Annotated in this window: 26 protein-coding genes; 16 read left to right on the forward strand and 10 right to left on the reverse strand. The window is 31.2% G+C overall.

Features of this window, described 5'->3' with window-relative positions:
* The first annotated feature begins 72 nt into the window (after positions 1 to 72).
* Both lpdA and PBN93_RS00950 read left to right on the forward strand, forming a co-directional pair.
* Positions 73 to 1464: a dihydrolipoyl dehydrogenase gene (gene lpdA, locus PBN93_RS00945; protein WP_077398571.1), complete on the forward strand. Its 1392-nt coding sequence runs from the start codon at positions 73 to 75 to the stop codon at positions 1462 to 1464.
* An 82-nt stretch (positions 1465 to 1546) separates the two neighbouring features.
* The gene (locus PBN93_RS00950) at positions 1547 to 1837 is read left to right on the forward strand and encodes a DUF3817 domain-containing protein (RefSeq protein WP_077398573.1); all 291 of its coding nucleotides are present in this window, start codon (positions 1547 to 1549) and stop codon (positions 1835 to 1837) included.
* Between the two features lie 8 nt (positions 1838 to 1845).
* On the opposite strand, the gene PBN93_RS00955 is transcribed toward PBN93_RS00950, so the two are convergent.
* From PBN93_RS00955 to PBN93_RS00970, 4 genes are all read right to left on the reverse strand, one after another.
* A complete protein-coding gene (locus PBN93_RS00955; protein WP_077398575.1) occupies positions 1846 to 2577 on the reverse strand; it encodes a Dph6-related ATP pyrophosphatase in 732 nt (243 codons plus the stop codon).
* Between the two features lie 8 nt (positions 2578 to 2585).
* Entirely contained in the window at positions 2586 to 3008 is a 423-nt protein-coding gene (gene aroQ, locus PBN93_RS00960) for a type II 3-dehydroquinate dehydratase (protein WP_271081198.1), read from the reverse strand.
* A 78-nt stretch (positions 3009 to 3086) separates the two neighbouring features.
* Positions 3087 to 3563 carry an outer membrane beta-barrel protein gene (locus tag PBN93_RS00965; protein WP_271081199.1) on the reverse strand — a complete coding sequence of 159 codons (477 nt, stop codon included), beginning with the start codon at positions 3561 to 3563 and terminating at the stop codon, positions 3087 to 3089.
* A 176-nt stretch (positions 3564 to 3739) separates the two neighbouring features.
* Positions 3740 to 4279, reverse strand: a complete 540-nt coding sequence (locus PBN93_RS00970; protein WP_077398581.1) for a hypothetical protein — start codon at positions 4277 to 4279, stop codon at positions 3740 to 3742.
* A 173-nt stretch (positions 4280 to 4452) separates the two neighbouring features.
* Here PBN93_RS00970 and xerD point away from each other — a divergent pair, with 173 nt between their 5' ends.
* From xerD to PBN93_RS00985, 3 genes are all read left to right on the forward strand, one after another.
* Positions 4453 to 5349, forward strand: coding sequence for a site-specific tyrosine recombinase XerD (gene xerD / locus PBN93_RS00975; protein WP_077398583.1), 897 nt, complete (start codon positions 4453 to 4455; stop codon positions 5347 to 5349).
* A 65-nt stretch (positions 5350 to 5414) separates the two neighbouring features.
* Positions 5415 to 5909, forward strand: coding sequence for an RNA polymerase sigma factor (locus PBN93_RS00980; protein ID WP_077398585.1), 495 nt, complete (start codon positions 5415 to 5417; stop codon positions 5907 to 5909).
* Between the two features lie 4 nt (positions 5910 to 5913).
* Complete coding sequence (locus PBN93_RS00985; protein ID WP_077398587.1) at positions 5914 to 6561, forward strand: hypothetical protein; 648 nt, start codon at positions 5914 to 5916, stop codon at positions 6559 to 6561.
* A 76-nt stretch (positions 6562 to 6637) separates the two neighbouring features.
* Here the strand turns inward: PBN93_RS00985 and PBN93_RS00990 are convergent, their stop codons facing one another.
* Positions 6638 to 7444 carry a lysophospholipid acyltransferase family protein gene (locus PBN93_RS00990; RefSeq protein ID WP_077398589.1) on the reverse strand — a complete coding sequence of 269 codons (807 nt, stop codon included), beginning with the start codon at positions 7442 to 7444 and terminating at the stop codon, positions 6638 to 6640.
* A 38-nt stretch (positions 7445 to 7482) separates the two neighbouring features.
* Positions 7483 to 8124, reverse strand: a complete 642-nt coding sequence (locus PBN93_RS00995; protein WP_171974443.1) for an NUDIX hydrolase — start codon at positions 8122 to 8124, stop codon at positions 7483 to 7485.
* On the opposite strand from PBN93_RS00995, the gene PBN93_RS01000 reads away from it, so the two are divergent.
* Positions 8123 to 8830: a peptidylprolyl isomerase gene (locus PBN93_RS01000; protein WP_077398591.1), complete on the forward strand. Its 708-nt coding sequence runs from the start codon at positions 8123 to 8125 to the stop codon at positions 8828 to 8830. The two genes, PBN93_RS00995 and PBN93_RS01000, sit on opposite strands and share 2 nt — an antisense overlap.
* On the opposite strand, the gene PBN93_RS01005 is transcribed toward PBN93_RS01000, so the two are convergent.
* Positions 8827 to 9450 (reverse strand): trimeric intracellular cation channel family protein, encoded by a 624-nt coding sequence (locus tag PBN93_RS01005; protein ID WP_271081200.1) that lies wholly within the window; start codon positions 9448 to 9450, stop codon positions 8827 to 8829. The two genes, PBN93_RS01000 and PBN93_RS01005, sit on opposite strands and share 4 nt — an antisense overlap.
* Positions 9451 to 9453: 3 nt before the next feature.
* Entirely contained in the window at positions 9454 to 10170 is a 717-nt protein-coding gene (locus PBN93_RS01010) for an RDD family protein (RefSeq protein WP_077398595.1), read from the reverse strand.
* A 34-nt stretch (positions 10171 to 10204) separates the two neighbouring features.
* On the opposite strand from PBN93_RS01010, the gene PBN93_RS01015 reads away from it, so the two are divergent.
* From PBN93_RS01015 to PBN93_RS01060, 10 genes are all read left to right on the forward strand, one after another.
* Complete coding sequence (locus PBN93_RS01015) at positions 10205 to 11173, forward strand: stage II sporulation protein M (protein ID WP_077398597.1); 969 nt, start codon at positions 10205 to 10207, stop codon at positions 11171 to 11173.
* Positions 11160 to 12044: a hypothetical protein gene (locus tag PBN93_RS01020; RefSeq protein WP_077398599.1), complete on the forward strand. Its 885-nt coding sequence runs from the start codon at positions 11160 to 11162 to the stop codon at positions 12042 to 12044. Before PBN93_RS01015 ends, PBN93_RS01020 begins: the two co-directional genes overlap by 14 nt.
* A 1-nt stretch (position 12045) precedes the next feature.
* A complete protein-coding gene (locus tag PBN93_RS01025) occupies positions 12046 to 12783 on the forward strand; it encodes a DUF4129 domain-containing protein (protein ID WP_271081201.1) in 738 nt (245 codons plus the stop codon).
* Complete coding sequence (locus PBN93_RS01030) at positions 12780 to 13991, forward strand: DUF4350 domain-containing protein (RefSeq protein WP_077398603.1); 1212 nt, start codon at positions 12780 to 12782, stop codon at positions 13989 to 13991. The genes PBN93_RS01025 and PBN93_RS01030 overlap by 4 nt, the downstream gene beginning before the upstream one ends.
* On the forward strand, positions 13978 to 14964 hold the full coding sequence (locus tag PBN93_RS01035; RefSeq protein WP_271081202.1) for an AAA family ATPase: 987 nt from the start codon (positions 13978 to 13980) through the stop codon (positions 14962 to 14964). The genes PBN93_RS01030 and PBN93_RS01035 overlap by 14 nt, the downstream gene beginning before the upstream one ends.
* Before the next feature lie 6 nt (positions 14965 to 14970).
* A complete protein-coding gene (locus PBN93_RS01040; RefSeq protein ID WP_271081203.1) occupies positions 14971 to 16302 on the forward strand; it encodes a DUF58 domain-containing protein in 1332 nt (443 codons plus the stop codon).
* Between the two features lie 207 nt (positions 16303 to 16509).
* Complete coding sequence (locus PBN93_RS01045) at positions 16510 to 16740, forward strand: putative signal transducing protein (protein WP_271081204.1); 231 nt, start codon at positions 16510 to 16512, stop codon at positions 16738 to 16740.
* Between the two features lie 92 nt (positions 16741 to 16832).
* On the forward strand, positions 16833 to 18449 hold the full coding sequence (locus PBN93_RS01050) for an ATP-binding protein (RefSeq protein ID WP_271081205.1): 1617 nt from the start codon (positions 16833 to 16835) through the stop codon (positions 18447 to 18449).
* Positions 18446 to 18865, forward strand: a complete 420-nt coding sequence (locus tag PBN93_RS01055; RefSeq protein ID WP_077398613.1) for a response regulator — start codon at positions 18446 to 18448, stop codon at positions 18863 to 18865. Before PBN93_RS01050 ends, PBN93_RS01055 begins: the two co-directional genes overlap by 4 nt.
* Positions 18866 to 18900: 35 nt before the next feature.
* A complete protein-coding gene (locus tag PBN93_RS01060; protein WP_271081206.1) occupies positions 18901 to 19686 on the forward strand; it encodes an ABC transporter substrate-binding protein in 786 nt (261 codons plus the stop codon).
* Here PBN93_RS01060 and PBN93_RS01065 read toward each other — a convergent pair whose 3' ends face one another.
* Together PBN93_RS01065 and mnmA are read right to left on the reverse strand one after the other, a co-directional pair.
* Entirely contained in the window at positions 19687 to 20628 is a 942-nt protein-coding gene (locus tag PBN93_RS01065) for an NAD(P)H-dependent flavin oxidoreductase (RefSeq protein WP_271081207.1), read from the reverse strand.
* 28 nt (positions 20629 to 20656) lie between these two features.
* Entirely contained in the window at positions 20657 to 21847 is a 1191-nt protein-coding gene (gene mnmA, locus PBN93_RS01070) for a tRNA 2-thiouridine(34) synthase MnmA (protein ID WP_077398618.1), read from the reverse strand.
* Position 21848: the final 1 nt, after the last annotated feature.

The following is a 21848-nucleotide window of genomic DNA, read 5'->3' on the forward strand; positions in this document are numbered from 1 at the left end:
AGGTAATTGCTAATTGCTAATTGGTTTTGTACATTTGTGTGATTAAAATTAGAGACAAAAAAAAGTATATATATGAGCAATTTTGATGTTATTGTTTTAGGTAGTGGACCTGGTGGTTATGTAACTGCTATTAGAGCTTCACAATTAGGTTTAAAAACAGCTATAGTAGAAAAAGAAAGTTTAGGCGGTGTATGTCTAAATTGGGGTTGTATCCCTACCAAAGCATTAATTAAATCTGCTCAGGTTTTTGAGTATTTAAAGCACGCGGGAGACTATGGTTTAAATGCTGAAAATGTTGATAAAGACTTTGGTGCAATTATTAAGCGTAGCCGTGGGGTTGCAGAAGGTATGAGCAAAGGAGTTCAATTTTTAATGAAAAAGAATAAAATTGAAGTCATTAATGGTTACGGTACCTTAAAAGCTGGTAAAAAAGTATCTGTTAAAGATGCTGATGGTAAAGAAACTGAGTACAGTGCAGACCACATTGTTGTTGCAACTGGTGCACGTAGTAGAGAGTTACCAAGTTTACCGCAAGATGGTAAAAAAATTATAGGATATAGAGAGGCAATGTCTTTACCTGAACAACCTAAAAAAATGGTAGTCGTTGGTAGTGGTGCAATAGGTATGGAGTTTGCATACTTTTACAACTCTATAGGTACAGAAGTTACTGTGGTAGAGTATTTACCTAATGTAGTACCTGTAGAAGACCAAGATATATCTAAACAATTAGAGCGTAGCTTTAAAAAAGCAGGTATAAAAGTAAAAACTTCTTCAGAGGTTACTAAAGTAGATACTGCAGGCAACGGAGTTAGTGTTTACGTAAAAACTAGCAAAGGAGAAGAAATTATACAAGCAGATGTGGTATTGTCTGCAGTAGGTATTAAAACTAACATAGAAAACATAGGTCTAGAAAACGTTGGTATTGCTACAGACAGAGATAAAATTATGGTAAATGATTATTACCAAACAAATATACCTGGCTATTACGCAATTGGAGACGTTACTCCAGGACCAGCTTTAGCTCACGTTGCTTCTGCAGAAGGTATTCTTTGTGTAGAAAAAATAGCAGGTATGCACGTAGAACCTATAGATTATGGAAACATTCCTGGTTGTACATACTGTATTCCTGAGGTTGCTTCTGTTGGTTTAACAGAAAAACAAGCAAAAGAAAAGGGGTTTGATTTAAAAATAGGTAAATTCCCATTCTCTGCTAGCGGAAAAGCTAAAGCTTCTGGTACACCAGATGGTTTTGTAAAAGTTATTTTTGATGCTAAATATGGCGAGTGGTTAGGTTGCCATATGATTGGTGCTGGCGTTACAGATATGATTGCTGAAGCAGTTGTTGCACGTAAACTAGAAACTACTGGTCATGAAATACTAAAAGCTATACACCCACACCCAACAATGAGTGAAGCTGTTATGGAAGCCGTAGCAGATGCTTATGACGAGGTTATACACTTGTAATAGTAATTAAACTTACACATACAAAGCCTAAAGTCTAAGCGTATTTTACACTTAGGTTTTAGGCTTTTTTAAATATTAAAATATGATTAAAGCATTTAGACTTGTTGCTATACTAGAAGGAATATCTTACCTGTTATTATTTGGTGTTGGTATGCCTTTAAAATATATGGCTGGCATTAAAGATCCTAATATTTATATTGGTAATGCACACGGTGTACTATTTATAGCTTATGCTATATTGGCATTTTTTGTTTGCAGAGAAAAAAATTGGGGAATAAAAAGGTATGCCATTTTATTTATAGCCTCCCTGCTACCCTTTGGAACTTTTTACATTGAAGAAAAATATTTTAGCCCTAAAGCCTTAAAAGCGTAGGGCTTTTTTTATTTATTAGGAAGAAGATCGCAATACCAAAAGGAAGTATCCCAAGTAGTATCCTCATCTTTTTTAAAGCAATTGTCATCTTTGCTCGTAGTTGGTGCATATCCTTTTTGCACCTTCTCTCCTATTGTAAAACTTACTGGTTGCTTAAAAATAGGACCATCATACACAAATGTATGAAACTCTCCGTTTTCTCCGCAAGGATCTACATTCTCTGGCAAATCATTAAAAAAACTTTCATTAACCTCTCTACCAACAAAAGATTCATCTAGTAATTTAGCATTTACACAAACTGTAATTGCTTTAAACCCCAATTGCAATAACTCTTTAAGCAACTCTTTTGTGTCATGTTTCCAAAGCGGAAAAACACCCTTAACACCAACCTCTTGCAATTTATCTTCTCTATATTTTTTTAAATCTTCTAAAAAAATATCTCCAAAAACTGCGTGTGTATAACCTTCTGTAATTAAACCTTGTATTGTGGTTTTCATAACCTCATTATAGCTAGACATAGACACATCTGCATTTAACTTAATAGTCTGTAAAGGCAAGCCAATTGCCTTTGCTTGCGCCTCTAAAAGGGGTAAACGTAAACCGTGCATAGACACTCTATTAAATGTAGAGTTTACAGAAGTTACAAGTCTATCTACTTTATACGTTTTAAACTGTTGCATCTTATACAATGCCAAAGCAGAGTCCTTACCACTACTCCAGTTAAAATATGTTTTATGCATTACGGGTATTATTTTGATGCTAAAAAACTCTGTATGGCCAAGTCATAACTTTGCAAGCCAAAACCAAGTATTACACCTTTAGCAACAGGAGATATATAAGATTGATGACGAAATTCTTCACGCCCAAATGTATTAGAAATATGCACTTCTACAACAGGTGTTTCTATAGCTTTTATAGCATCTCCAATACCAATGGATGTATGCGTATATGCAGCTGCATTTAAAACAATTCCATCATAAGAAAAACCAACTTCTTGTATTTTGTTTATAAGCTCACCTTCTATATTAGACTGGTAATAGCTAAGCTCAATATTTATAAAGTTACCTTGCAGCTTAGCAAAGTAATCTACAAACGTTGTATTGCCATATATTGTTGGCTCTCTTTTACCTAAAAGGTTTAGGTTTGGTCCGTTAATTATAAGTATTTTCATAGGGTAAAAATACTAAATATTACGCATAAAAAAAGGAAGCCAATTGGCTTCCTTTTAAATATTCCATTTCAGTTATTTTTACAACTGAAACATAAATCCTATATTAAAAGTAGATGCATTTATATCATCTTCTAAACTAATACCAGCGTAAGATAAGTTAAGCTCTATTGCATCTGCAATTCTATACCCTAATTTAGGACGGTAATAAAAACCACCATCATTATTATCACTTAAACCAACTGCGTAACCTAAATCTGTACCTACAGAAAAATCTTCTGTAACCATAAATTTAGCAACAGCTGCAATCGGTAAAAAAGTAACTGCATCAACATCATTTTTCATAAAGTAATGAGAATAACCTAACGTACCACCAGCATAAAAAGTTTCTGAAACAGCACCTAAATACTGAGCATCTACTCCAATATTAAAACTAGAGAAATCATCAATATCCCCCATAGGAATACCTAAATTAACTCCTGCTCCAAAACCTTCTTGAGCTTGTGCACTAAAAGCAAATCCTAGAGCTGCAATAGCTACAATAAATAACTTTTTCATAAATAATAATTTTAATTTTTAGTTTATAATTATAGCATAAACTTAATTAAATAATTTAATTGACTTACACAAAAAGTAGTATTTATATTAATTTATAAATTATTTAACAAAATTAGTTCATAAAAAAAGCTGCCTAAAATATTAGGCAGCTTTTAATACTATTAGTAAATTTTTGCTTAGAAATGTAAAGCGAAACCAATTTGGAATTGAAAAACATCCTCATCAGTATAATCATCATTCATAGTAATGTTGTAACGTAAACCTGGCTCAATACTAACATTTTCCCCTAAGAAAATAGCATAACCACCTTGTAAACCTAAATAACTTGGGTTCTCATCAAAATCTTTAATACTAGCGCCAGAATAATCTATTTGTACAGGAATCATACTAGCAATGTAATATTTAGCACCAACTTTATAAGTAAATACAGAAAAATCTTCACCTAAGTCTTGGTAACCTAAACCAACCTTTACAGCTAAATCATCAGCAACAAAATAACCTCCTTCTGCACCTAAAGACCAAGTAGTTTCACCATCTACAGATGACAAACCAAATCCTGTATTAGCAGCACTAACAGCACCAAAACCAGTGTTAGCTTCAATTAACCATTTACCTTGAGCAGTTTGACCACCGTTAGTAGAAGTAGCTGCATCTTGTGCTTGTGCAGCAAAAGTAAATCCTAGAGCTGTGATAGCTACAATAAATAACTTTTTCATAAAAATAATTTTAATTTTTAGTTTATAATTATGCAGTAAACATAGATTGTTAATTTTGTTTACTTACAATGTTTGTTGTGTAAATGTAAGTATTTGTTATGAACTAAAAACACCAAAAATAGGGGTTTAAAAACTCTTTTTTTATCCAAATTATTAACTTAATTTTAACCTATATGAAATGGAGGCAGGGATTAACTGATTATCAACACTTTCTAAAAATAGAACGTGGATTAATGGACAATTCTATTACAAACTATGTTTTAGACGTGGAAAAATTAATTACATTTTTAAACAAAAAAAACATCTCCGAATCTCCTATTTCTATCTCCAAGGAAACTACACAGCAATTTATTTATGAAATCTCAGCAGAAATAAACCCTAGGTCGCAAGCAAGAATTATATCTGGCCTAAAAAGTTTTTTTAATTATTTAATTTTTGAAGATTACAGAGCAGACAATCCTATGGATTTAATAGAAGCTCCAAAAATTGGAAGAAAGTTACCAGACACCTTGTCTGTTGAGGAAATTAATAGTTTAATAGATGCAATTGACCTAAGTAAACCAGAAGGTGAACGCAACAGAGCAATGCTAGAAACATTATACGGCTGCGGTTTGCGCGTATCTGAACTTACCAACTTAAAATTATCTGATTTATTTTTTAAAGAAGACTTTATAAGAGTTACAGGAAAGGGAGACAAACAACGTTTTGTTCCTATTAGCAACATTAATAAAAAGTACATTAACATATATAAGGATGAAATAAGAAATCATCTAAACATAAAAAAAGGGTTTGAAGATATTTTATTTTTAAACAGAAGAGGTAGGCAATTAACCCGTGCTATGATTTTTACTATTATTAAACAATTAGCAGAAACCATTGGCTTAAAAAAAACAATTAGTCCACACACCTTACGCCACTCTTTTGCAACACATCTTTTAGAAAACGGAGCAGATTTAAGAGCTATACAACAAATGTTAGGTCATGAAAGTATTACAACAACTGAAGTATACGTACATATAGACAGAAAACACTTAAGCCAAGTTATTGAAAACTACCATCCTAGAAAATAATTATAAAAATTTGTAACAAGTACAAGTTTACAACTACTAACAAGTAACAACTACCAACTTAAAAAGTGAGCAAAGAATTAGAACATGCTTTTGTTACAGAACTAGAGAACAACCAAAATATTGTTCATAAGGTTTGTACGCTGTACACTAATGACAAGGATGCTCATAATGATTTGTTTCAAGAAATAACGATACAGCTATGGAAAGCTTATCCTAAGTTTAGAGGCGACTCTAAATTTAGTACCTGGATGTATAGAGTTTCTTTAAATACTGCCATTACATTATACAGAAAATCTAAAAGAAAAGTTAGTACACAAAGCTATGAGTCTGTAATTTTTAAAATTAAGGCAGATGAATATGATGAGACAGAAGAATTACAACTAAAACTTATGTATAAAGCTGTAAAGCAGCTTGGTGACATAGACAAAGCATTGGTTTTTCTTTACCTAGAAGATAAGGATTATACAGAAATATCTGAAACATTGGGTATATCCGAAGTTAATGCTAGAGTAAAGATGAACAGAATAAAGAAAAAATTAAAAACCATTTTAAATCCTTAATTATATGGATGAATTGGATATCTTAAAAAAAGATTGGCAAAAAAAAGGAGATGAACTTCCTAAATTGTCATACAATGATATTTACAAAATGATATGGAAGAAATCTTCCTCTATTGTAAAGTGGATATTTATAATTAGTATTTTAGAATTTGTATTGCCAAACCTACTTTTTCTATTTCCTGGTACACGAGAACACCTGCTTAAAATGTACTACGGTAATAGCTATGGCACATTTTTTATGGTGATTAGTTTTTTACAATACCTAGTAATTTTTTATTTTATTTTTCAGTTTTACAAAAGGTATAAAGAAATATCTGTTTTAGATGACTCTAAAACGCTTATGAAAAATATTATACGTACAAGAAAAACTGTTAAGTACTATGTTATTTTTAGTTTAGGAATGTTATTATTTATAATGCTGGCGCAAGCACTTACTGTTTATTTTGATCCTAATATGCTTGTAACGGTTTACCAACAGGAATTACCTCCTAATATAACTCCAGATAAATTTAAATCTATAATGGTAATTACCTTTGTAATTGTAGCATTAGCAACTACAGCTCTTTTTGCTTTAATATACTTTTTGCTTTATGGCTTGTTACTTAAAAAATTAAACAAAAATTATTTTGAGCTAAAAAAAATGGAAATTTAAACCAAACACAAACCTTATAACCAAAAAACCATCTGAATTTTACAGATGGTTTTTGTTTTATTATAATTAAAAAAAACTAATCTAGTTTCCACTTTCTAAGTTCATTTTCTTCTTCTAGCGCTTTTAAATCTGCCTTAGAAATAACTTTTAAATAAGATGGGTCTTGCTCTATAGCGTGCCCTAACCTATCTATAATAGACTCAAAAGAATCGTTTTCATAATCTATATCCAATGGCTCCTTAATTACCATAGATTGTAAAATACCTTTTTTCTTAACTCTTAAGCCTTTTTTATCAAAAGACCTTCTAAAACCATCTATTACAACGGGAACAACTATTGGCTTATATTTTTTTATAATATGCGCTGTACCCTTGCGTAAAGGTTTCCAAGGTGTTGTTGTACCTTGAGGAAAGGTAATAACCCAACCATCTTCTAATGCAGTTCCAATGTTAGATATGTCACTCATTTTTACTTGTCTCTTAACATCTTGTCCATCTGCACGCCAAGTGCGTTGTATACTAATAGAACCTGCATAAGCCAAAATCTTAGTTAAAAGACTTTTTTTCATAGTTTCTGCAGCAGCAACATAATACATATTAAGTTTTGGTTTCCAGATGTAACCAATATTTTTAATATTATCTTCTCTACCGCTTAAACTAGCATTAAAAACGTGAAACATAGCCACCACATCTGCAAAATAAGTTTGGTGGTTAGATACAAAGAGAACTCCTTTATCTGGTAGGTCTCTAAGTATTTGTGATCCTTCTATTTCTAATTTATTAAACCCTTTGTATCTGCGGTGCGTTATAACAGCCGCAACTCGTATTAACCATTTTTTTAAAAATAGTATATGCCCAAAAGGATTCTTTTTAAATAAACCCATAATTATTATTGTGTTGCCAAATCTACAAATTTATATAACTATAACAATTGTTTTAATAGCTCTTTAAGCTCACTCATTATCATTGCCGTTGCTCCCCAAACAACATAACCATTTAATTTAAAGGCAGGTACATCTATATTTACTGCATACGAAGTGGTTAAATTTTGAGTGCTAATTTTACTATCATCCATAAAGTCTTGTAAAGAAACTTCAACTAAATGCTCAACTTCAGACTCCTGAATTACAAAAGGAGTAGGATTAGGATACAAGCCTATGTAGGGTTGTACTTCAAAATTACTTGGCGGTATGTATATAGAAGACAACTCACCCATTACTTTAACCTTACTTATAGGCACACCAACCTCTTCATAGGTTTCTCTTAAAGCCGTATACAGTAGGTTTTCATCTTCTTTTTCTACTTTACCACCAGGAAAACCAACTTGGTTAGAGTGTACACCTTTATAAGTTTTACGCAACATTAATAATAAATTTGTACTTTTATCTTTTGCCGGATAAAACAATGCCATAACAGCTGCTTTACGTGCTTGTTCACGTTGCTTTTTCATTCTTTTTAACTCATCAATTCTAATAGATGGAGCCATTTTATTATGTGATTCTTCACCCAATAAAGGAAGATTCTTTATTTTTGAAATTCTTTTGGTAAAATCATCAAAATTCATGAATACAAAGATACTATCTTACGCTATACTATTATTAATTTTTACTGTTGGTTGCAACAACGCATCAAAAACACAACAAAAAGTTAAACAAACTGAAGTTAAAAAAGACACTGTTGCTATTGACAGTTCTAAAGTTACTAAAAAAGAAGAAAAATTTGTACTTACTGAAGAAAATGCAATACCTTTTTTTTACGAGTACAACAAAACATTAAAAGAAGATAAGGTAAAAATTACAACTAACCTTGGCAGTTTTACTCTTCAATTATTTGATAATGTGCCATACCACAAGGCTAACTTTATTTATCTAACAAAAAAAGGATATTTTAATGATACCTATTTTCATAGAGTGGTTAAAAATTTCATTATTCAAGGCGGTAATGCCGACAATATTAAGACAGCAAAAAAAAGAGGTGAAATTGGCAGGTACCTATTACCACCAGATACAAAAAAAGGGCACAAACATCATAGAGGTGTAATATCTATGCCTAGTAGTGAGAATGATAATCCGCATAAACTAGCTTCTCCTTACGAATTTTTTATTGTGGTAACCAAACCGGGATCATATCATCTAGATAAAGATTATACTCCTTTTGGTAAAGTTATTAAAGGTATGGATGTTGTAGATTTAATTAACAGGCAACCCGTAGGTGAAGGTGATTGGCCCAAAAAAAACATTTTTATTGTTAAAGCAGAGGTGGTAAATTAATTATTTTTATGCTCTACAGGAGGATAAATTGTAGGTAAGGCTATTTTAAATTTAACTGCAAGCAAACGCACAGTTATAACAATTAAAATGCAAATAACGTGTATATAATTTGGTTTAATTGGTAACTTAACAAGTAAAAAGTAACTACTAGCCCCTATTATACAAGCTGTTGCGTATACCTCTTTTCTAAATATAACAGGTATTTCATTACATAAAATATCTCTTATAACACCTCCAAAACATGCGGTTATTGTACCAACAACAACACACATTACCGGTAACAAGTTTGCATCTAACCCTTTTTCTACACCAGCTAAAGTATACAATCCAATACCAATAGTATCAAACAAAAACAAAGACGTTCTTAAGTATTTTAATTGTTTTCTAAACAATATAGATAACACTACTGTAATTAAAATGGTGTAAATATAAATTGGCTGTAGTAGCCAAGTTACTGGTGTATTTCCTAATAATAAATCACGTAAAGTACCACCTCCAACAGCCGTTACAAAGGCAACTATAAAAACCCCAAAAGGGTCTAGCTTTTTATCCATTGCAACTAAAACACCAGATATAGCAAATGCTATGGTTCCTAAAATATCTATAACCAAATAAAACATATGCTATAATTCTTGTGTGTAGTAAATGTAATCTTTTATAACAGTGTCTACAAAATCTAAAGGTTTTTGGGTTGTAGTTATATTAGTTACTTCTTTTATTTTATTAGATAAAGTTACAATTACATTATGATCTCCGTTACGTTTTGCAGAAGAGTACAACTCTTTTATGGTTTGCATTTCTGGATCTTTAAAAACAGTAACTTGTGGGTAACTTGGCTTGTACATTTCTGGCAAGTTAGCAAGCATTGTGTCTTGCAATTTTACTTTTTTCTTTTCAGTAATTACTGTAGTACCAGCTGCTATATCTCCCAAACGCTGCCCGTTACCTCTTAATAAAATTGTAAGTACTGCAACACCTCCTGTAGACAAGGCAACATCTACAATACGCATAATCCAACGTATAAAATAACTAGAGAAATTTGGCTTAGAACCATCTAATTTAACTACTCTAATAGACATTATTTTTTTACCTACCGTAGAGCCATTCATGAAATACTCTAGCATTAAATAGTAGAAGAAAGATGGCAATGTTACAATTAAATATAAATGCCACATGTCTTCAAAAGCTAAGTTCATATATACCAGTAAAAGAATCATTAGCAACGTATAAACAAAAATAACAATGCTATCTATAATATAGGCTAGCATCCTATCACCCAAATGTGCAGCATTTTGATGAATGCTAATATTTTGAGCTGTTTCTATTTGAATTTCGTTCATATTTTAGTTTCTTTGGTACAAATCTTAAAAGCCAATGCGCGAAGCTGCCTTTGTAAAGCAAAATAAAGACAAATGGACTACTTTTGAAAGTGTCCTGGCAAAGAAAACGGAAATTGACCCAAACAAATTGTCTGATTTGTATATAGAAATTACCGATCACCTTAGCTATGCTAAGACTTTTTACCCTGGCAGCAACACTGCTTTTTTTTTAAATTCTTTGGCTTCAGAGGCACATCAAAAGATTTATAAAACAAAAAAAGAGCCAAAAAACAGAATAATCAGCTTTTGGAAAACAGAATTTCCTACACTATTTTATCACAATCGTCGTGAATTACTAATTGCATTTCTTGTTTTCACTTTTTTTTCTGCAGTAGGAGTTTTCTCTGCTGCTAATGATGGAGATTTTGTTAGATCTTTTTTAGGTGATTCATATGTAAATATGACCTTAGAGAACATTGCTAATGATGACCCTATGGCTGTGTACAAACAACAGAGTGAATTTAAAATGTTTTTAGGTATAACCATCAATAATATAAAAGTTGCAATTATGGCTTTTATTTATGGAATTTTACTTGGCATTGGATCTCTATTTATTATGATGCAAAATGGTATTATGCTAGGTAGTTTTCAGTATATGTTTTATGAAAAAGGCCTGCTTTGGGAGTCTGCACGTACAATTTGGATTCATGGTACTATAGAAATATCTGTAATTATAATTGCTGGCTGTGCCGGACTTGTTTTAGCTAAAGGAATTCTTTTCCCAGGGACATATACAAGGTTAGAATCTTTTAAACGAGGAACTGTAAACGGCCTAAAAATAATGCTATCCACAGTACCTTTCTTTATCATTGCTGGATTTTTAGAAGGCTTTGTAACCAGACATACAGAAATGCCAGACTGGCTTGCTATATTAATTATAACAAGCTCGTTAGCTTTAATTTTATATTATTACGTTATTTACCCTTATTTATTACACAAAAAAACCAACCATGCAGAACAATAATTATGTAGAGTTTAAAAAGAAAAGAGACTTAGGTGAGATTTTGGGAGATACTTTTGCTTTTTTAAGAACTCAGTTAAAACCTTTTTTTAATACTTTCTTTAAAATTGCCGGACCCTATTTAGTAATATTTTTAATTTGCAATGCCTTTTATGCTTATACGGTAGGAGGGCTAATGAATTTTAATATTGAAAGCTCTAACGAAGTAACTAATGTTTTAATGATTTTTGTTGCTGCATTGGTATTTATTTTATCTATGGGAGCAGCTTATGCAATGGCACAGTCTGTTACCTTACATTATATAAAAAATTATGTAGAAAATAATGGAGTAATAAATTTTGACAAAATTAAATCTGAGGTTTACAGCACATTCTGGAAATTTATTGGATTAGCTTTTTTAGTTGGTATATGTATTATTATTGGATTTATGCTTTGTTTAATACCAGGAATATATTTGTATGTACCACTAACCTTATCTTTTAGTATTTTAATTTTTAATAAAAAACCTGTTGGTGATGCTTTTAGCTATAGTTTTACACTAATTAAAGATTATTGGTGGATAACATTTGCCACTATGCTTGTTGTTGGTATTGTTGTTGCCGTAGCAGGTTACGCATTTAGTGTACCTTCTGCAATTTATATGTATGCAAAAATGGGCGTATTTTCTGCAGAAATAGACCCTAGTAATATGGGAGGCACTTTATTAGACCCAATAGGAATAGCAATAAATACTATAACGGCTTTATTTCAATATCTATTAAGTATTATAACTGTTGTTGCTGGCGCTTTTATATATTTTGATTTAAACGAAAGAAAAAATTTAACGGGTACTATGGAGCGTATTCAAAATTTGGGTAATTCTACCAATCTTTAATATGCAAAAGCTTCTTTTTTCTTTACTTATTTGCATTACGTTTTCCTTATCTGCGTACAGTTTTCAAGACTCTACCAAGGTAGATTATGATGATGCTTCTATCCCTGTACAGAAAATTACAGAAGAAGATTTACAATCCTATAAAGATGACTCTAGTTATAATTACACCTTAGAAAAAGCAGATAACTCTTGGTGGGAAAAATTTAAAACTTGGTTATACTCTTACTGGTTGCGCTTTTTTCAATGGCTATTTGGAGGTGAAAAAGCTGTTGGCTATTTGTCTGTTTTTTTAGGACTATTACCATATTTGCTGCTGGTTATTTTAATTGTAGTTGCTGTACTCTTCTTTTTAAAAACAAATATGAACAGCATAAGCTTATCTAAAAAGAACAAGAGTGCCGTTACATTATCTGAAGAAGAAAACATTATAAAAAATGAAGATATTCAGCAGTTAATAAAAAATGCATTAGAAGATAAAAACTACAGGTTAGCCATTAGATATTACTACTTGTATATTTTAAAAATAATGAGTGAAAAAGATCTTATAGACTGGCAATTACAAAAAACTAATGACGATTACCAAAAAGAATTAAGCAACTCTACTTACTCCAAACCTTTTGTAACTATAACTAGGTTATATGATTATATTTGGTATGGAGATTTTGCCATAGACGAACCAAAATACAATAAAGCAGCTGCGGAGTTTATTAAACTACAAAATAGTATTACCAAAAAGTGATAAAAAAAGGAAAATCATACATAATAATTTTAGTAGTAACATTTGTTGCTTACTTAGCTTTGGAATACAACAAACCAAAAGAAGTTAATTGGTTCCCCTCTTTTACTACACACCATAAAATACCATTTGGAACAAAGGTTTTTAATGATATTTTAGAAAAAAGATTAGGTGATAAAATAACCGCAGTACAAGAACCTCCTTATATTTTTTTAAATAAAAACAACAATATTTCTGGTACTTATGTTTTAATAAACAATACCCTAGATATAGACAAAAGTGAAGTTAAAAAACTTTTAGAGTGGACCGCCAAAGGAAATACACTATACTTAGCTGGCTCTAGTTTTAGTCAAGCTTTAAAAGATGAGCTTAATTTTAGCACAAAAACACTTTATACAAATGATATAAATCATCACTTTTATATGCAGTTGGTTAATCCTTTTTTAAAAAGTGGTAAACCTATAGTGTTTAGTAAAAAATCTGATGTAACTTATTTTTCTAAAATAGATACATTAAATACCAAAGTATTAGGAGTTATAGATAATTTTGAAACCATATCTATAAAAAATGCAAATATTATAAAACAGAATTACGGAGACGGAACTATTATTTTAAATCATTTCCCTTATGCATTTACCAATTATTTTATTTTAGAAAATAAAAATAATACAGATTTTACATCTTCTTTATTGGCTTATATAGATACTACTAAAAATGTGTATATAGATAATCATCATAAAACAGGCAAAACATTTTACACTTCACCAATGCGCATATTTTTAAGTGCTAAAGAATTAAAATGGGCCTATTACATAGCCCTAATTGGTGCTTTATTTTATGTGTTTTTTGAAGGAAAAAGAAAACAACGAGCTATACCTGTGGTTACCCCTTTAAAAAATCAGACTTTGGCATTTACACGTACCATAGCAGATATGTATTATCAAAAAAACAGGCAAAAAGAAATTGCAGAACATAAGATTAACTTTTTTATGGATTTTGTACGATCTAAATTTCATGTAAATACTTTAGAAAAGAATGATGATTTTTACAATACAGTCTCCGCAAGAAGTTTTCATACAAAAGAAGAAATTAAAAATTTATTTCTTTTTTTAGATAATCTTATGAATAAACACAGCATAACTAATGACGAGCTGTTAGCATTAGATAAAAAAATAGAACAATTTAAAGACAAAGCAAATGGAAGCAAATAACGATATCAATTTTGATAATAGAATACCTCTAGAGGATTTAAAAAATGCTGTAACAGGTATTAAACAAGAGCTGGCTAAAGTAATTATTGGTCAAGACCGTTTTGTAGAGTTATTAATTGTTTCGCTTTTAGTAGATGGCCACGTGTTAATTGAAGGTGTTCCTGGAATTGCAAAAACCGTTACTGCTAAATTATTTGCTAAAACTTTAAAAACCGATTTTAGTCGCATACAGTTTACTCCAGATCTTATGCCTAGTGATATTTTGGGTACTTCTATTTTTAACGTTAAATCTTCTGAGTTTGAATTTAAAAAAGGGCCCATTTTCTCTAACATTATTTTAATTGATGAAATAAACAGAGCTCCTGCTAAAACACAAGCCGCTTTGTTTGAAATTATGGAAGAAACACAAGTTACTATGGATGGCAAAACATACAAAATGGAAGCTCCGTTTATGGTTTTAGCCACCCAAAACCCTATAGAACAAGAAGGCACATACGCATTACCAGAGGCACAATTAGACCGTTTTTTATTTAAAATAAAAGTAGAGTACCCAACCTTAGAAGAAGAAATAAAAATAATTACAACTCATCATGAACGTAAAGGAGCTAAACCACAAACATTAATTAATTATATACTCTCACCAGCTAAGTTAAAAGAGTATAAAAAAAATATACAAGATGTAATTGTAGAAGCTAAAATTTTACGTTACATAGCAGAAATAATATCTAAAACTCGTAATCATCCACACTTATACCTTGGTGGTTCTCCTAGAGCCTCTTTAGCTACCTTAAACGCCGCTAAGGCTTTTGCAGCTATTAATGGTAGAGATTTTGTTACTCCAGAAGATGTAAAAAAGGCGTTAGAGCCTGTGCTAAACCACAGAGTAATTTTAACTCCAGAACGCGAAATGGAAGGTATGACAACAGAAAGTGTTGTGCATATGATAATTGAATCTGTAGAAATACCTAGATAATACTACATGCGCTTTTTAAAATCGTTTTACATACACAATACCTTTTTCTGGTACCTAGCCATACTATCAGCAATGTTTATGACATCATACTGGTACAAATGGCTATACCCTATTGCGTGGATTTGTACTATGGTTTTATTAGCAATGTTTTTGTTTGATGTTGTTTTACTTTACGCCACAAAAAACAGTGTAAAGGCCAGCAGAAGCTTACCTCAAAAATTATCAAACAGTGACCATAACCCTATTGTTATGGAATTTATTAGCACATACGATTTTAAAACGGGTATTACTGTAGTAGAGGAATTACCTATTCAATTTCAAAAAAGAGATTTTAAATACAACACCATACTTACTAAAAAGGAACCTAAAATTTTTGAGTATACAGTTAGACCCGTAGAACGTGGAGAATATTACTTTGGTAATTTAAATATTTATGCCTCTTCTCCCCTACGCATAGTAAAACGTAGGTTCTTGTATTTAAAGAACCAAATGGTACCTGTTTACCCGTCTATTATACAAATGCAGAAATATGATTTTTTAGCTATTAGCAATAAATTATCTGAATTTGGAATGAAAAAAATTAGACGCATTGGTCATACTCAAGAGTTTGAGCAAATTAAAGAGTACGTTGCAGGAGACGATTTTAGAACAATAAATTGGAAAGCAACTGCCAAAAGCAACCAATTAATGGTAAACCAATACCAAGATGAAAAATCGCAACCTATTTATTCTGTTATAGATACTGGCAGGGTAATGAAAATGCCTTTTAATGGTCTAAAACTGTTAGATTATGCAATAAATAGCACACTTGCATTTTCTAATGTAGCGCTTAAAAAAAATGATAAAACCGGGATGATATCATTCTCTAAAAACATAGAGACTTTTTTACCTGCTGTACAAAAACCAACTTATTTAAACTCTATCCTAGAAAAGCTTTACAATATTTCTACAGAGTACACAGACTCAGATTTTGGATTGCTTTACGCGCATATTAAAAGAAAAGTAAATCACAGAAGTTTATTACTGCTATACACAAATTTTGAGCACATTACAGCTATGCGTAGGCAACTACCTTTTTTACTTGCCATTGCCAAAAAGCACGTTTTAGTTGTTGTGTTTTTTGAAAATACTGAGCTAGAAGAACTCATAAATACTAGTGCCAATGACTTACAAGGTATTTACCACAAAACTATTGCAGAAAAATTTAGTATGGATAAAAAATTAATGCAAAAAGAACTGCAGCAATACGGTATACAAACTATACTTACCAAGCCGGAAGAACTAACAATTAATACTATAAATAAATATTTAGAAATTAAGGCAAGAGGTTTGTTGTAAAAAACTAGCGAATATTATTTTTTCTGGTTAAAAAAACAGTCATATTTTACTTAATTAAAGTCTACTTATATTTAAAATGCAAAATAGAGTTGCTGTAAAAGAACCACTTACATGTTTGTGTTAAAAAAAATACTACAAAAACAGGTTTTAAAATAAAAATTCTTTATTTTTCCGTATATTATATATTTTAAACCTGAATTAAAATTTATGCTACAAACTAACTACCAAAAAATATATAGCGGAAACCAATTTAATGTAAAGGCTATTTTAGAAAAGTTATTACAAATTAATATAGAAGGCGTTGTAAAAGACGAGTCCGAGTCTGGAAGACTAGCTGGTTTTGCATCTGCCATTCCTGGGGAACAAGATTTGTATGTACATAATGATGAAGTAAAAAAAGCTTTAGAAATAGTAAACAACCATTTTAAAGAATTATAACCGCTACACTTATTTTTTAACTAAAATAAGTTGATAAAATACTTAATACCTTACAAAAATTACTTATTTTTAGAGTAGGTATTTATTTACATATGAAAACTCCCCCCTTAACAAAAGAACTACAGTTATCTAAAACTTTAGTTGTTACTTTACTGGTTATATGTATTTCTCCATTTCTTCTTCAGTTAGCAGGAGTTAACTTTGGAAGTGTAAACGTAATTTTAAATGCTAACGGAGATATGGTTAACCTAAACCATACTACGCAAGATTTAGCCTTTACGCATTTAAGAGGTACTTTTACTCACCTAATTTTAGAATGGACAGCTATTTGTATCGCTATTGCTACTGCAGTATTAGCCTTTATACAATATAGAATTACAAATAACCCTACCACACCAATTATTGGAGGTGCATTGCTATGTGCTGGCTTTATAGACGGATTTCATGCTTTAGCAGCAATAAAAATAATTAATCCTGCAACAGACAATGAAAATTTTTTACCCTTTACTTGGGCATTATCAAGAATATTTAATAGCGTAATTTTAATATTAGGGGTAAGTATAATTTTATTGCAGAAAAAACGAATGTTACCAAAAAACGGTAGGCGTTTAGTTTTAATTGTTACCCTAATTTTTGCAGTAATAGTTCTTTCAACTGTATACCTATCTGCCTTAAGCCCAACTTTACCTACAACAACGTTCCATAATAGTATTGTAACAAGACCTTATGATTTAATATCACTTGTACTGTTCTTACTTATGGCAATATACTTATTTCCAAAACTTATTAAAAAAGAGAATAATGTATTCTCTAACACACTATTATGGAGTATGATACCCGCCATTGCAACACAAATGTATATGGCTTTTGGATCAGAAAATTTACACGACTCTAATTTTAACATAGCACACGTTTTAAAAGCAATATCTTACACCATACCTTTTATTGGCATTATACTAGACTATATCTCTGCTCATAAAAAAGAGCAAATAAGAGTAATAGCCCTAAAAAATGCACATTATGTAGTTAGTCAAAAAAATAAAGAACTAGAGCAATTTGCTTTTATAGCATCCCATGACCTACAAGAGCCCTTACGTACACTATTAAACTTTACCCAATTGTTTAAAGAAGAATATGGAGACAAGCTAGATGAAAATGGCAAAACCTATCTTAGTTTTATTAAACAAGCAACAACAAGAATGAGTTTGCTTATTAAAGCTGTTTTTGATTACTCTAGAATTGGAGCAAAAAATGAAATTGTAAAAGTTAAAACCAATAAACTTTTAAAAAACATAGTTGCAGAAATGCAGCCTCATTTAAAAGATACAAACGCCATTATAGAATATAAAAAACTACCAAAAATATATGGCCAAAAAACAGAATTACGTATTCTTTTCCAAAATTTAATAGCAAACGCAATTAAATTTCAAAAAAAAGGAAATACTCCAATAGTAGAAATTAAAGGTAAAGATACAGGCGATTACTGGGAGTTTAGCGTAAAAGATAACGGTATTGGTATAGAAAAAAAGCACCAAGATAAAATATTTTCTATGTTTCAACGCTTACATTCTAAAGACGTTTATGATGGTATAGGAATAGGACTAACCCATTGCTTAAAAATTGTATTAATGCATGAAGGAAGAATATGGGTAATATCTGAACCAGACAAGGGAACCGAATTTAAATTTACTATTAAAAAACAAAAATGAACAAGCTAAAAAGTATATTGTTAATAGATGATGATGATGCAACAAATTTTTTGCACAAAATGGTCATTAAAAAGGTTAACTGTACAGATAATGTAATTGTTAAAACCAACGGAGAAGAAGCAATAAATTATCTTAAAACTGAGTCTAATGGTAAGTACCCACAACCAAGCCTAATTTTATTAGACATAAATATGCCTATAATGAACGGTTGGGAGTTTTTACAAGAGTACAAAAAGCTTGAAAAAAATCAAATGGCAGAAACAGTTATAGTTATGCTAACAACATCTTTAAACCCAGATGATAAAGAACGTGCTTTAAGCTTTACTCAAATTAACGATTTTAAGAGTAAACCACTAACTCCAGATGGATTAAAAGATATATTAAAAAGCTTTTTCTTGTTTCCGGATAACATTTAATGTTATGCGCTAATATTTAAGGTATATTTGCTTTTATGCAGCAAATTATAGACCAAATGGGAAGGCAAATTAAATGCCCTAAAAAACCATTACGTATTATTTCTTTAGTTCCTTCGCAAACAGAATTATTAGTAGACCTAGGATTAGAAGAATATATTGTTGGGGTAACTAAATTTTGTGTACACCCTAAACACTTACGCATATCTAAAAAAGTGTTTGGCGGGACAAAAAAAATTTCATTAGCCAAAATTGAAGCTGCTAAACCAGACATAATTTTGTGTAATAAAGAAGAAAACACAAAAGAAATTGTAGATACGCTAGAAAAACTTTACCCTGTACACGTATCTAATATTAATGATTTAGAGGACTCTTTAGAGCTGATAATGCAATATGGTTCTATTTTTAATAAAATGTTTAGCGCCACCAAAATTGTTAACACCATAAGGAATGAAGCTAATGCATTTAAAGATTTTATAAAAAACAAAGCAAATAAGAAGGTAGTTTATTTAATATGGAAAGACCCATATATGACTGTTGGTCGTGATACTTTTATAAACCATATGCTAACACTTAATAATTATACTAATGTTTTTGCTGATTATTTACGCTACCCAGAGACAACTTTAAAGGCAATACAAAAATTAAAGCCAGATTGCATATTATTATCTTCAGAACCATACCCGTTTAAAAGAACACATATAGATGAAATTAAAAAAATAATGCCATCTACAACTGTTGAGCTCGTAGATGGCGAATATTTTTCTTGGTATGGTAGTAGACTGTTAGATGCTTTTATCTATTTTAAATCTCTACACTATTAATTATAAATTGGTGGCTGCATTTTTTGCCAACTCAAATTCAGTTACTATTTCTTTAACAATATCTGCTGCAGGCATAATTTTGTGTATAATAGCTGCTACTTGTCCAATTTCTAGCTCACCGTCTTCCATATCTCCTTCAAACATACCACGTTTTGCACGTGCTCTACCAAGTAATAACTTCAAATCTTCAGGTGTTGCTCCTTTTGCATAAGCATCTTGCACTTGGTTGTAAAATTTGTTTTTTAATAAACGTACTGGTGCTAGTTCTTTAAGCGTTAATTGCGTGTCTCCTTCTTTAGACTCTATTACTTTTTCTTTAAATAACTGATGTGAAGAAGCTTCTTCACTTGCAACAAACCTACTACCAATTTGCACAGCATCTGCACCTAAAATCATAACAGCCAACATAGCTTTACCTGTTGCAATACCGCCTGCTGCAATTAATGGTATTTTTAATTGCTCTTTAACGGCTGGTATAAGAGTTAAAGTAGTAGTTTCATCACGTCCGTTATGCCCGCCAGCTTCAAAACCTTCAGCAACAACAGCATCTACACCAGCTGTCTCAGACTTTAATGCAAATTTTAAACTACTAACAACGTGCACTACTGTAATTCCGTTTTCTTTTAAATAACTAGTCCAAGTTTTTGGATTACCTGCAGATGTAAATACAATTTTAACGCCTAAGTCTACAATAATTTTCATTATTTCTTCTACATTAGGGTACAACATTGGTACATTAACTGCAAAAGGTTTATCTGTAGCTTTCTGGCATTTTAAAATATGCTCTTTTAAAACATCCGGATACATAGATCCAGCACCAATTATTCCTAATCCGCCTGCATTAGAAACAGCAGACGCTAGCTTCCAGCCACTAGCCCAGATCATTCCGGCTTGTATAATTGGATATTCAATATTAAATAATGATGTTATTCTATTTTGCATATTTTTATTTTATCAAACTTAAAAATTATTATGATATAACTCCAGAACCTATAAGCTCATCTCCAATATACCAAGCAACAAATTGCCCTTCTGTCATTGCAGATTGTTCTTCTTCAAAATCTACATACAAACCAGCATCAACCTTGTATAATGTAGCTTTTTGTAAAGCCTGCCTGTAGCGTATACGTGCCATAACTTCCATTGTTTCATCAACCTTTAAAGCCATATCTGTACGCACCCAATGTAACTCATCGTTAGCCACAAATAGTGTTTTACGGTATAAACCTGGGTGATTTTTACCTTGACCAGTGTATATTACATTCTCATTAACATCTGTCTCTATAACAAACAGCGGTTCTTTAGTACCACCAACAGCTAAACCTTTACGCTGTCCCTTTGTAAAATAATGAGCTCCTTGGTGTTCTCCTACAACTTTACCATCATTTAAATTATAAACAGGTTTTGCAGCATTGTAAGACAGCTCTTCTTCCTTGGTAGCAAACTTTGGTATTATAGTGTTGTATTGTTCTAAGTTAGAAGAAACCTCTACAATTACACCTTGTTTTGGTTTCAATTTTTGCTGAAGAAAATCTGGCAAGCGAACTTTACCTATAAAACATAGACCTTGAGAATCTTTTTTATCTGCAGTAATTAAATCATTTTCTGCAGCAATTTTACGTACTTCTGGTTTTAACAAATTACCTATAGGGAACAATGTTTTGGATAACTGCTCTTGTGAAAGTTGACATAAAAAATAAGATTGATCTTTATTACCATCTTTACCAGCCAAAAGTTGGTGTATTTCTTTACCTTCTTCATTTATAAAAGATGTTTTTCTGCAGTAATGACCTGTTGCTACAAAGTCTGCTCCTAATTGCATTGCAATCTTCATAAACACATCAAACTTAATTTCTCTGTTACAAAGTACATCTGGGTTAGGTGTTCTACCTTTTTCATACTCATTAAACATATAGTCTACAATGCGTTCTTTATATTCTACGCTTAAATCTACTGTTTGAAAAGGAATACCTAATTTCTCAGCAACTATTAGTGCATCATTACTATCTTCTAACCACGGACATTCATTAGAAATGGTAACAGAATCATCGTGCCAATTTTTCATAAAAAGCCCAATTACATCATAACCTTGCTCTTTTAAAAGATAGGCTGTAACGCTAGAATCTACACCACCTGAAAGTCCTACTACTACTTTTTTCATT

Source organism: Cellulophaga omnivescoria, assembly GCF_027915275.1.
Classification (GTDB): domain Bacteria; phylum Bacteroidota; class Bacteroidia; order Flavobacteriales; family Flavobacteriaceae; genus Cellulophaga; species Cellulophaga omnivescoria.

What these genes read in the sequence shown, in the direction of transcription:
- lpdA (WP_077398571.1), top strand. Translation starts at nt 73, where the DNA reads ATGAGCAATTTTGATGTTATTGTTTTAGGTAGTGGACCTGGTGGTTAT.
- PBN93_RS00950 (WP_077398573.1), top strand. Translation starts at nt 1,547, where the DNA reads ATGATTAAAGCATTTAGACTTGTTGCTATACTAGAAGGAATATCTTAC.
- PBN93_RS00955 (WP_077398575.1), bottom strand. Translation starts at nt 2,577, where the DNA reads ATGCATAAAACATATTTTAACTGGAGTAGTGGTAAGGACTCTGCTTTG.
- aroQ (WP_271081198.1), bottom strand. Translation starts at nt 3,008, where the DNA reads ATGAAAATACTTATAATTAACGGACCAAACCTAAACCTTTTAGGTAAA.
- PBN93_RS00965 (WP_271081199.1), bottom strand. Translation starts at nt 3,563, where the DNA reads ATGAAAAAGTTATTTATTGTAGCTATTGCAGCTCTAGGATTTGCTTTT.
- PBN93_RS00970 (WP_077398581.1), bottom strand. Translation starts at nt 4,279, where the DNA reads ATGAAAAAGTTATTTATTGTAGCTATCACAGCTCTAGGATTTACTTTT.
- xerD (WP_077398583.1), top strand. Translation starts at nt 4,453, where the DNA reads ATGAAATGGAGGCAGGGATTAACTGATTATCAACACTTTCTAAAAATA.
- PBN93_RS00985 (WP_077398587.1), top strand. Translation starts at nt 5,914, where the DNA reads ATGGATGAATTGGATATCTTAAAAAAAGATTGGCAAAAAAAAGGAGAT.
- PBN93_RS00990 (WP_077398589.1), bottom strand. Translation starts at nt 7,444, where the DNA reads ATGGGTTTATTTAAAAAGAATCCTTTTGGGCATATACTATTTTTAAAA.
- PBN93_RS01000 (WP_077398591.1), top strand. Translation starts at nt 8,123, where the DNA reads ATGAATACAAAGATACTATCTTACGCTATACTATTATTAATTTTTACT.
- PBN93_RS00995 (WP_171974443.1), bottom strand. Translation starts at nt 8,124, where the DNA reads ATGAATTTTGATGATTTTACCAAAAGAATTTCAAAAATAAAGAATCTT.
- PBN93_RS01005 (WP_271081200.1), bottom strand. Translation starts at nt 9,450, where the DNA reads ATGTTTTATTTGGTTATAGATATTTTAGGAACCATAGCATTTGCTATA.
- PBN93_RS01010 (WP_077398595.1), bottom strand. Translation starts at nt 10,170, where the DNA reads ATGAACGAAATTCAAATAGAAACAGCTCAAAATATTAGCATTCATCAA.
- PBN93_RS01015 (WP_077398597.1), top strand. Translation starts at nt 10,205, where the DNA reads ATGCGCGAAGCTGCCTTTGTAAAGCAAAATAAAGACAAATGGACTACT.
- PBN93_RS01020 (WP_077398599.1), top strand. Translation starts at nt 11,160, where the DNA reads ATGCAGAACAATAATTATGTAGAGTTTAAAAAGAAAAGAGACTTAGGT.
- PBN93_RS01025 (WP_271081201.1), top strand. Translation starts at nt 12,046, where the DNA reads ATGCAAAAGCTTCTTTTTTCTTTACTTATTTGCATTACGTTTTCCTTA.
- PBN93_RS01035 (WP_271081202.1), top strand. Translation starts at nt 13,978, where the DNA reads ATGGAAGCAAATAACGATATCAATTTTGATAATAGAATACCTCTAGAG.
- PBN93_RS01040 (WP_271081203.1), top strand. Translation starts at nt 14,971, where the DNA reads ATGCGCTTTTTAAAATCGTTTTACATACACAATACCTTTTTCTGGTAC.
- PBN93_RS01045 (WP_271081204.1), top strand. Translation starts at nt 16,510, where the DNA reads ATGCTACAAACTAACTACCAAAAAATATATAGCGGAAACCAATTTAAT.
- PBN93_RS01050 (WP_271081205.1), top strand. Translation starts at nt 16,833, where the DNA reads ATGAAAACTCCCCCCTTAACAAAAGAACTACAGTTATCTAAAACTTTA.
- PBN93_RS01055 (WP_077398613.1), top strand. Translation starts at nt 18,446, where the DNA reads ATGAACAAGCTAAAAAGTATATTGTTAATAGATGATGATGATGCAACA.
- PBN93_RS01060 (WP_271081206.1), top strand. Translation starts at nt 18,901, where the DNA reads ATGCAGCAAATTATAGACCAAATGGGAAGGCAAATTAAATGCCCTAAA.
- PBN93_RS01065 (WP_271081207.1), bottom strand. Translation starts at nt 20,628, where the DNA reads ATGCAAAATAGAATAACATCATTATTTAATATTGAATATCCAATTATA.
- mnmA (WP_077398618.1), bottom strand. Translation starts at nt 21,847, where the DNA reads ATGAAAAAAGTAGTAGTAGGACTTTCAGGTGGTGTAGATTCTAGCGTT.